Here is an 8,918-nt window from a genome sequence, read left to right as displayed (position 1 = left end):
TCCCCCGCCACGCCCCCTGCCGGTGGTTCGGGTCGCGTCGTCGTGGGGGCGACAGTTCGAGCAGACGAGGAGCTGCGCGCCGGCGACGTTCGCCCGCTGCAGGTTCGTCGTCTCGCGTCCGCAGAGCTCACAGGCGTCGCCGTCATCGCCACCGCCACCGCCGCCCGTCGAATACTTCGGCATATCGGGGGTAGTATCGCCGCGGCGATAAAAGGTGGCGGGTGACGCGCTCGGTGAGTCAGTAGGTCTAACCCGGACGGGTCCGTAGGTTCGGAAAACCGATGGGCGATCCTACCGCCGTGCTCGTCGTCAGCGCCGACGACGCGTACCTCGACGAGTTCGTGACGGCGCTCGAGGGACGCGAGCGGATACGCGTCCTCACCGCGAGCTCCGTCGACGCGGCGGTCGCGACGCTCGCCGCCCACGGCGTGAGCGACGGGGACTCGAACGGGATCGACTGTGTCGTCAGCGACTACGACCTCCCGGATTCGAACGGCGTGCGCTTCCTTCAGGTCGTCCGCGCGGCCGCGCCGACGCTCCCGTTCGTCCTGTTCACCACCGACGGCACCGAAGAGATCGCCAGCGACGCGATCGCCGCCGACGTCACCGACTATCTGATCAAAGAACGGTTCGGCAACCAGTGGGACCGGCTGGCGTCGCTGGTACGCGACGCGGTCGCGTACCGACGGGGTCGCGAGGACCTGGTCGACCGGACGACACGGACCGAGGCGGTGTTGAACGCGATCCCCGACGGCGTCATCGTCGCTATCGACGACCTGGTCGTGTTCGCGAACGAGAACGCCCGGACGCTCCTCGACCCCGAGGGGGAGCGAGCAGTCCCCAGGGCGTTCGGCGACCGCGGGAGCCCGGTGTCCGAGTGGCTTCGCCCGCGGGAGACCGGTTCGATCGAGGCGGTCGTCGAACGCATCCGCGCAGGCGATCGGGCGTTCGACGAGGTCACCCTCGACCTGTTCTCGCCGGACCGCGGCTACGTCCCCGTCGACGTGACCGTCGCACGCGCCGACTGGCGGGACGAGGGGGCGATCGTGTACGTCTTCGCCGACGTCTCGGACCGACAGCGGCTGGAGCACGAGCTCGCCGTCAAGAGCCGGGCGATGGACGACGCGCCGATCGGCATCACCCTGGCGGACGCCGATGCCGATGACCTGCCGCTCGTGTACGCGAACGACCGGTTCGAGGAGCTGACCGGCTACGACCGATCGACGATACTCGGCCATAACTGTCGGTTCCTCCAGGGCGAGGACACCGCGGAGGAGCCCGTCCAAGCGATTCGTGAGGCGATCGCCGCACGCGAGTCGGTGACCGTCGAGCTCCGCAACTACCGCGCGGACGGAAGCGAGTTCTGGAACCGACTCACGGTCGCCCCGATCCACGACGAGAACGACGAAGTCACCCATTTCGTCGGGTTTCAGGAGGACGTCACGGCGTGGGTCGACGCCCGACACGACCGTCGTCGGCTCGAACGGGCGGTCGAGGCGGCGGGCCAAGCGATCTTCACCACGACCGCCGACGGGACGGTCACGTACGCCAACCCCGCGTTCGAGGAGATAACCGGCCACGACGCGGACGAGGTCATCGGTGAAACCCCGCGAATACTCCAGTCCGGCCGACACAACGAGGCGTACTACGCGCGGATGTGGGAGACGGTGCTAAGCGGCGAAACGTGGACGGAGGAGGTCGTCAACAGCCACGCGAACGGGGGGACGTATCACGCGATTCAGACGATCACCCCGGTGTTTGACGGCGACGGTTCGGTCGAGGAACTCGTCGCGATCCAAACCGACGTCACGGTACAGAAGGAGCACGAACGCCACCTCGCCACGCTGGATCGGGTGCTCAGACACGACCTTCGGAACCGGCTCAACGTCGTGATGGGCCACACTGAGGCGATCCAAGGGGCGGCGGTCGACGACTCTACAGCCGAACATGCGGACGCGATCTCGGAGGCGATCGACGATCTGCTCGCCATCGCGGACCGCGGGCGCGAGATCAACCGGATGTTGTTGGAGCGCCCGCAACGCGTCGCGGTCGAGATCGTGCCGACCCTCCGAGCGGCGCTGGGGGAGGCCCGCGAGTCGCACCCGGACGCCACGCTCGACTTCCGGGTCGACTGCCCGACCGACACCGAAGCGATCGCGACCGAAAACGTTTCGGACGCGATCACGGAGACCGTCGAGTTTCTGCTCGGCCACGCGGAATCGAGTACGCCCCACGTCGACGTCACGGTCACGACCACCACCGACCGGGTCACGATCCGGATCGCCGACGCCGAGAACCCGATCCCCGAGACGGACCGGGACATCCTCCTCGACACCGAGGATATCGACGCGCTCAACCACGGCACCGGGCTCGACCTCTGGTTCGTCTACTGGGTCGTTCGCCGCTCGAACGGCTCGCTCTCTTTTTCCGACATCGACGAGTCGGGGAATGCCATCGTGATCGAGCTGCCTCGCTGAGACGCGCCCGGCGGAGCACCCCGCAAAAGATCACGGGAGCCGTCCGTCCACGGCCGAGACCGAGCTCACTCCCCGCCGAGTTTCGTCTCGCCGACCGGGTCGTGCCCGTCGATGCGCTCCGTCCCACCCATGTACGGCCGGAGCGCCTCGGGCACGGTCACGGTCCCGTCGTCGTTCTGGTAGTACTCGAGTATCGCGACGACGATCCGGGGGACCGCGAGCCCGGAGCCGTTGAGAGTGTGGAGGAAGTCGGCCGACTCGTGGTGCTCCTCACGGTATCGGATACCGGCGCGGCGCGCCTGGAAGTCCTCGAAGTTCGAGACCGACGACACCTCCAGCCATCGGCCACCCTCGTCGGGGCCCTCCTCCATGTCGTCTCCCGGGGCCCACACCTCGATGTCGTACTTCTTCGCCTGGGTAAAGCCGAGGTCGCCCGTACACATCTCCAGGATGCGGTACGGGAGCTCGAGGCGACGGAGCACCGCCTCGGCCTCGTCGACGAGCGCCTCGAACCGGTCGTAGCTGTTCTCCGGGCGAACGAAGTTCACCATCTCCACCTTGTTGAACTGATGGACGCGGACGATCCCGCGTGTTTCGGTGCCGTGTTCGCCCGCTTCCTGGCGGAAGTTCGGCGTGTACGCCTGATACTTGATCGGGAGGTCCTCGCCGAGCAGGATCTCGTCGCGATGGAGGTTCGTGACGGGTACCTCGGCGGTCGGCAGCAGCCACAGGTCGTCGTCGTCGTACGACTCTTCGTTCGTCCCCTCGACGCGGTAGGCGTCCTCGGTGAACTTCGGGAGCTGGCCGGTGCCCCGCATCGACGCGGAGTTCACGGGTATCGGGGGGAACACGTCGTGATACCCCTGCTCGCGGTGAACGTCGAGCATGAACTGGATCAGCGCGTGTTCCAAGCGCGCGCCGTCGCCCTTCGCGACGTAGAAGCCGCCACCGGCGACCTTCGCGCCACGCTCGAAGTCCAGGATCTCCAGCTCCTCGCCCAGGTCGTAGTGCGGGGTCACGTCGTCGGGGAGCGTCCGCAGGTCGTCGAACCCCTCCCGGCGGCGCTCCACGTTCTCCGACTCGTCCGCGCCGACGGGCACCGACTCGTGGGGGATCCCGGGGAGCTCGAGGAGGGCCGCCTCCAGATCGGCCTCCAGCTCGTCGGCGCGCTCCTCGATCTCCTGCAGCTCCGATTTGAGCGCCTGTGAGCGTTCGATCGCCTCCTGGGCCGCCGCCTCCTCGCCGGCCTGTTTGAGGTCGCCGATCCGCGAGGAGACCTCGTTGCGCTCGTGACGCAGGTCGTCGCCGCGACTTTTCAGCTCGCGCCACTCCTCGTCGACGTCGAGTATCCGGTCGAGGTCCACGTCGACGCCTTTGTTGTCGAGCGCCTCGCGGACCGTCTCGGGGTTCTCCCGGACGAACTGGCGGGATAGCATTTACCGGGGGTTCCGGCGGACGGCCCAAAACCGTATCGGAGCGTCGGTATCGGGTGACACACGAGTACCGACCGTGGTGACGTCTGTCTGGCCGTCCGCTGGCCGAGATCGTCGTTCCCGCCTGGTATGGCTGTCCGCACGTGTGCTGCTCCGCTGGCGTCTGGACGAACGCGGTATCTGCAACAATTGCCGTTCTCAGGAACTCCCAACGAAATTTGAAGAGGCCGTGGAATAAACTCGTGCTGGTTCCGTAGCCCGGACTGAATGAACCGAACACAGTCTCGGCGAGCGGCGTTGGGTATTCTCGGAAGTGCTGCAGTAGCGTCCGTGGCGGGTTGTTTGGGCGGTGACGGCGAGGAAACGGTCAGGGTCTCCGGTGGCGTCGGTCCCCTCCCGATGGTCGAGGTGTGGGTCGATCTCTACGAGGAACAGACGGACGCGAGGTTCGACGTCTCCGGCGGCGGGACCGGTGTCGGGGTTTCGGACGTCCTCAACGATCAGGTCGACATCGCGATGATGGGCCGAGAGCCGGAGTCCGAAGAGGAAGAGCAGGGGCTGTTCGCGGTGCCGATGCTGATCGACACGGTCGTCGGAACGGTCAACGTCGAGAACCCGGTCCTCGACGAGCTACAGTCGGACGGACTGACACGCGAGCAGCTCGAGTCGGTGTTCCTGCGGGAGACCACCAACTGGGGTGAGCTCGTCGACGCCGATGTCGACGAGGAGATCGTCGTGTACGGGCGCTCGGACGCCTCCGCGGCGTACAAACAGTGGGGCGACTTCCTCGCCGGCGAGGCCGATGCGTACACACAAAACGACCTCCAGAGCGTCGCCGACGCGAACTACAACGGTGACCAGCCGGTCGCGGAGGCGATCGCCAGCGAGCCGAACGCCATCTCCCTGAACAACATCAACTACGTGTACGACCTCTCCAGCGGGGAGCTGGAAGGGGATATCACCCCCGTCCCGCTCGACCGGGACGGCACGGGACTCGACCCCGCCGAGGACTTCTACGAGACCCGTGACGAGTTCCTCTCGGCCGTCGAGGCCGGCGACTATCCGGCCCCGCCGGCCCGCGAGATGTTCCTCGCGGCCGACGACGGCTTCGAGGGCGAAGCCGCGTCGTTCGTCGAGTGGGTTCTCACCGAGGGCCAACAGTACGTCCGCGAGAACGGGTACGTCCCGCTCGAACAGGACCGGCTCGACGAGGCGCTCGACGCGCTTCCGGGAGGTTCCTAGCGGGATGAGCGAGGACTCACTCGGGGGGAACCGGCACGACGATCCGTCCGCCGGCGAGCTGTCTCCGGGTCTCCGCCGCCGGCTTCGCACCGAGCGGGTGAGCAGCTACTTGCTCGGGGGTGCGGGGTACTTCGCTGTCGGGCTCTTCGTCGTCATCGTCGCGGTACTCACGTACCAGTCGCTCCCGATCCTGGCGGAGTACCCCCTCTCTGAGCTGCTGTTGTCGTCGAACTGGGACCCGGCGTCGCACGAGTTCGGCTTCCTCCCCGCGATCGTCGGCACCCTGTACGTCACCGCGCTGTCGATGGCGATGGGTGCACCGCTGGCGATCCTCGTGGCGGTGTACATCGCGGAATACGCGACCGGTCGAACGAAGACGCTCGTATCGACGTTTATCGACGTTCTCGCCGCGATCCCGAGCGTCATCTTCGGACTGGTCGCGCTCGTCGTCGTCGTGCCGTTCGTCGGGAACTACCTCGCGCCGGCAGTCGGGGCCGACGCGACGGGGCTCGGGATCCTGACCGTCAGTCTCGTGATGGCGATCGTCGTCACGCCGTTCATGATCTCCCTCTCTGTCGAGTCGCTGGAGGCGCTCCCGGACGAGCTCCGTGAGTCGTCGCTGGGTGTCGGCGCGACCCGGCTGGAGACGATCCGATCGGTGTTGTTGCGGGCGGCGGGACCGGGGATCTTCTCCGCGGTTCTGCTGGGCTTCGGCCGCGTGTTCGGCGCGACGATCGTTCCCGCGATGCTGATCGGCGGACAGACACAGCTGCCCGATTCCGTCTTCTCGACGGGACAGACGCTCCCGACGCTGATCGTCAACGATTTCGGCGAACTCATGTCGCTACCGCTCACGCAGTCGGCGTTGATCTTCGTCGGACTGCTGCTCGTTATCGTCGTCTGGCTGTTCAACTTCAGCGCGATGCTCGTTCGCCGTCGGCTGAAACGGAGGTGGCAGTACTGATGGACCGATACGCGAAACAGCGCGCGTTCGGGTTCGCGGTCCGGGCGGCGACCGCGGTCGTCCTCGCCGTGATGGCGATCGTGATCGGGGTGACGCTCGCACGCGGTGGCCGCGTGCTCCTCACCGACCCGACCATCGCGGTCACCCCGCCCGGGTCACGCTACATGCTGGAAGCGAACGGCGGGTTCCTCCACGCGATGCTGGGGAGCGTGCTCATCGTCGGCCCCGCGACGGTCGTCGCGATGGTGCTCGCCGTGTCGACCGCGGCGTACCTCCAGAGCGACTATTCCAGCGAGCGCTTCTCCGACGCGGTGAACACCTTCTTAAACGTGCTGTGGGCGACCCCGCCGATCGTCTACGGCGTGTTCGTGCTGACCGTCGTCATCGCCGTCGGCGCGCGGACCAGCCTCTTTTTCGGTATCGTCGCCATCGCGGTGTTCCAGTACCCGATCATGACCCGATACACGGACGAGGCGTTGCGGTCCGCGCCCGACACGGTACGGGAGGCGACGTACGGGCTCGGGGCGACCCGCTTCGAGAGCGCGATAATGACCGCTCGCGCCGCGCTTCCTGGCATCGTCGCCGGGGTGATCATGGGGTTCGCCCGTGGGGTCGGGGACGCCGCGACCGTCCTCTTCACGGCCGGTCGAAGCACCCGGATGCCCCGAGGCCTCTTCGAGCCGGCGACGACGCTACCCGTGTTGATATTCGACCAAGCGACGTCGTTCAACGCCGAGGTCCGATCGCACGCGTACGCCGCGTCGTTCGTCCTCATCGTCGTCGTGTTGGGACTGATCCTCGCCTCGAAACTGCTCGCCGGACGCTACGCCCGGTTCGCTCCGGGTGGGAGACACTCATGACCGACACCGTCCTCGAAACACGGAACCTGGCCGTAACGTACACCGGAGACCGTCGGGTCGAAGCCGTGAAAGGCGTCGACCTATCGTTCCCGGAGAACCGACTGACAGCGATCATCGGGCCGTCGGGCTGCGGGAAATCGACGTACCTCAAGGCCCTCGACCGGCTCCACGACATCCAGCCGAACGTGGAGGTCACCGGAGAGGTGTATCTGCGCGGCGAACCCGTCTACGACACCGACGTGCCAGCGCCCGAGCTCCGGCGGCGGATCGGCTACGTCCCCCAGGACCCGACCCCGCTGCCGCTGTCGATCTACGAGAACGTCGCGTACGGGCTCCGGATCCACGACCTCCACGACTCGAAAGATGACCTCGACGACCGCGTCGAGCGGTATCTCCGGCAGGTCGACCTCTGGGACGAGGTCGCCGACCGGCTGGACGCGCCGGCAGCGGGGCTCTCGACCGGGCAGATCCAGCGGCTCTGTCTCGCGCGGTCGCTCGCGGTCGAGCCCGACGTGCTACTCTGTGACGAGGTCACGTCGGCGCTCGACCCGGTGTCGGCCGAAAACGTCGAGGAGACGCTCGCCGGACTCGCCGAGGAGTACACGATAGTCATGGTGACACACAGCATGGACCAAGCTCGTCGGCTCGCCGACGAGGTCGTCTTCTTGTACTTGGGGGAGGTCGTCGAGGCGAACGACGTACGATCGTTCTTCGAGAACCCCGAACACGAACGGACGAAACGGTTCATCAGCGGACCCGGAACGCCGGATACGCTCGGACCGGCCGGGTCGGCGTCGGAAGCCGAAACGAAGCCGAGCGATACCGAGAGGGACGAGGGTGCCTCGGATCCCCCCACGGCGGAGTAACGCTGAAACGCCATGACGGACGGGGCGTCGGCCGGTTCGCCTCAGAGAACGAACGCGACGATGGCAAGCACGATGAAGATTATGACGAGCCATTTCGCGATCCGCATACTCATCCCGGCGACCCCCCTGGCACCGGCGACCGCCGCGACGATCGCGAAGACGAGAAAGAGGATCGCCAGTTCGATCAGGTTTCCGCCGAACTGAAGGGGTGCGAGCAGCGTTCCGTCGTGAACCACCTGGGAGAGACCCATACTCGGCCCTCCGTTTCCATCCGCTTAGTTAGGAGACCGTTATCGACCGGTTGTGAGCGTTTCCCTGTCGGACGTGGGGGAACGCGCAACCCACTCTCAGTTACCGCCGGGCAGCGCGGCCGTATCAAATGGTGGTCGATCGGATCGCCGTCGCGGTCGGGCGGGACCAGCACGCGTCGCGGTCGGGTGGGACCACCACGGTTTAACCGACGCGACGCGAGCGCGTAGGCATGCTCATCACAGGCGCGGCGCTCGCCGACGGTCGGGTCCGCGACGTGCGGGTCCGGGACGGAGTCATCGACGCGGTCGAGGAGGGACTCGACCCGGTCGCCGGCGAGCGCGTCGTCGACGGACGCGGTCGGCACCTGCTCCCCGGAGCCATCGACATCCACGTCCACTTCCGGGAGCCGGGCGGGAGCCACAAGGAGACGTGGGAGACCGGGTCGAAGAGCGCGGCCGCCGGCGGCGTCACGACCGTCGTCGACCAGCCGAACACCTCGCCACCGACCGTCGACGGCGACGCGTTCGACCGGAAGGCGGCGCTCGCCGCGGACGCCTCGCTCGTCGACTACGGGATCAACGGCGGGGTCGTCGCCGACTGGGACCCGGACACGCTGTTCGACCGGCCGCTGTTCGCGCTCGGAGAGGTGTTCCTCGCGGACTCGACCGGCGAGATGGGGATCGACCTCGATCTGTTCTCTGAAGCGCTCGCCGAAGCCGCCGCCCGCGACGTCCCCGTGACCGTCCACGCGGAGGACGCGACGCTGTTCGACGAGTCGGTCCTCTCCGGCGACCTCGGCGGGGTCGGCACCGCGGCGGCCGCCG

The 8,918-nt window shown here is 67.2% G+C and carries 8 protein-coding genes and 1 pseudogene; 6 read left to right on the top strand and 3 right to left on the bottom strand.

Annotated elements, in window-relative coordinates; translation table 11 throughout:
• A pseudogene (locus ACFQEU_RS07475) lies at positions 1-183 on the bottom strand (transcriptional regulator); the annotation flags it as partial.
• 98 nt (positions 184-281) lie between these two features.
• Between ACFQEU_RS07475 and ACFQEU_RS07470 the strand changes: the two are divergent.
• On the top strand, positions 282-2,477 hold the full coding sequence (locus ACFQEU_RS07470) for a PAS domain-containing protein (protein WP_379780810.1): 2,196 nt from the start codon (positions 282-284) through the stop codon (positions 2,475-2,477).
• Between the two features lie 65 nt (positions 2,478-2,542).
• Here the strand turns inward: ACFQEU_RS07470 and serS are convergent, their stop codons facing one another.
• Positions 2,543-3,913, bottom strand: coding sequence for a serine--tRNA ligase (serS, locus tag ACFQEU_RS07465; RefSeq protein WP_379780808.1), 1,371 nt, complete (start codon positions 3,911-3,913; stop codon positions 2,543-2,545).
• 264 nt (positions 3,914-4,177) lie between these two features.
• Between serS and ACFQEU_RS07460 the strand changes: the two genes are divergently transcribed.
• The 4 genes from ACFQEU_RS07460 to ACFQEU_RS07445 are packed head-to-tail and all read left to right on the top strand — an operon-like array spanning position 4,178 to position 7,842.
• On the top strand, positions 4,178-5,152 hold the full coding sequence (locus tag ACFQEU_RS07460; protein ID WP_379780806.1) for a PstS family phosphate ABC transporter substrate-binding protein: 975 nt from the start codon (positions 4,178-4,180) through the stop codon (positions 5,150-5,152).
• A gap of 4 nt (positions 5,153-5,156) precedes the next feature.
• Positions 5,157-6,116, top strand: a complete 960-nt coding sequence (pstC, locus tag ACFQEU_RS07455) for a phosphate ABC transporter permease subunit PstC (RefSeq protein WP_379780804.1) — start codon at positions 5,157-5,159, stop codon at positions 6,114-6,116.
• Positions 6,116-6,976, top strand: a complete 861-nt coding sequence (locus tag ACFQEU_RS07450; RefSeq protein ID WP_379780802.1) for a PstA family ABC transporter permease — start codon at positions 6,116-6,118, stop codon at positions 6,974-6,976. Before pstC ends, ACFQEU_RS07450 begins: the two co-directional genes overlap by 1 nt.
• Complete coding sequence (locus tag ACFQEU_RS07445) at positions 6,973-7,842, top strand: phosphate ABC transporter ATP-binding protein (protein WP_379780800.1); 870 nt, start codon at positions 6,973-6,975, stop codon at positions 7,840-7,842. Before ACFQEU_RS07450 ends, ACFQEU_RS07445 begins: the two co-directional genes overlap by 4 nt.
• 41 nt (positions 7,843-7,883) lie before the next feature.
• Here the strand turns inward: ACFQEU_RS07445 and ACFQEU_RS07440 are convergent, their stop codons facing one another.
• The gene (locus ACFQEU_RS07440; RefSeq protein ID WP_379780797.1) at positions 7,884-8,093 is read right to left on the bottom strand and encodes a DUF1328 family protein; all 210 of its coding nucleotides are present in this window, start codon (positions 8,091-8,093) and stop codon (positions 7,884-7,886) included.
• Positions 8,094-8,323: 230 nt separating this feature from the next.
• On the opposite strand from ACFQEU_RS07440, the gene ACFQEU_RS07435 reads away from it, so the two are divergent.
• Positions 8,324-8,918, top strand: a 595-nt coding sequence (locus ACFQEU_RS07435) for an amidohydrolase family protein (protein ID WP_379780795.1), incomplete at its 3' end; no start/stop codon positions are given.

The sequence above is a fragment of the Halorubrum tibetense genome (genome assembly GCF_042661865.1).
Lineage (GTDB): Archaea > Halobacteriota > Halobacteria > Halobacteriales > Haloferacaceae > Halorubrum > Halorubrum tibetense.
This window is presented reverse-complemented; position numbering and strand designations above follow the sequence as displayed.

Coding starts and splice junctions, on each gene's coding strand:
- ACFQEU_RS07470 (WP_379780810.1), top strand. CDS start 282: ATGGGCGATCCTACCGCCGTGCTCGTCGTCAGCGCCGACGACGCGTAC.
- ACFQEU_RS07440 (WP_379780797.1), bottom strand. CDS start 8,093: ATGGGTCTCTCCCAGGTGGTTCACGACGGAACGCTGCTCGCACCCCTT.
- ACFQEU_RS07460 (WP_379780806.1), top strand. CDS start 4,178: ATGAACCGAACACAGTCTCGGCGAGCGGCGTTGGGTATTCTCGGAAGT.
- ACFQEU_RS07445 (WP_379780800.1), top strand. CDS start 6,973: ATGACCGACACCGTCCTCGAAACACGGAACCTGGCCGTAACGTACACC.
- pstC (WP_379780804.1), top strand. CDS start 5,157: ATGAGCGAGGACTCACTCGGGGGGAACCGGCACGACGATCCGTCCGCC.
- ACFQEU_RS07450 (WP_379780802.1), top strand. CDS start 6,116: ATGGACCGATACGCGAAACAGCGCGCGTTCGGGTTCGCGGTCCGGGCG.
- serS (WP_379780808.1), bottom strand. CDS start 3,913: ATGCTATCCCGCCAGTTCGTCCGGGAGAACCCCGAGACGGTCCGCGAG.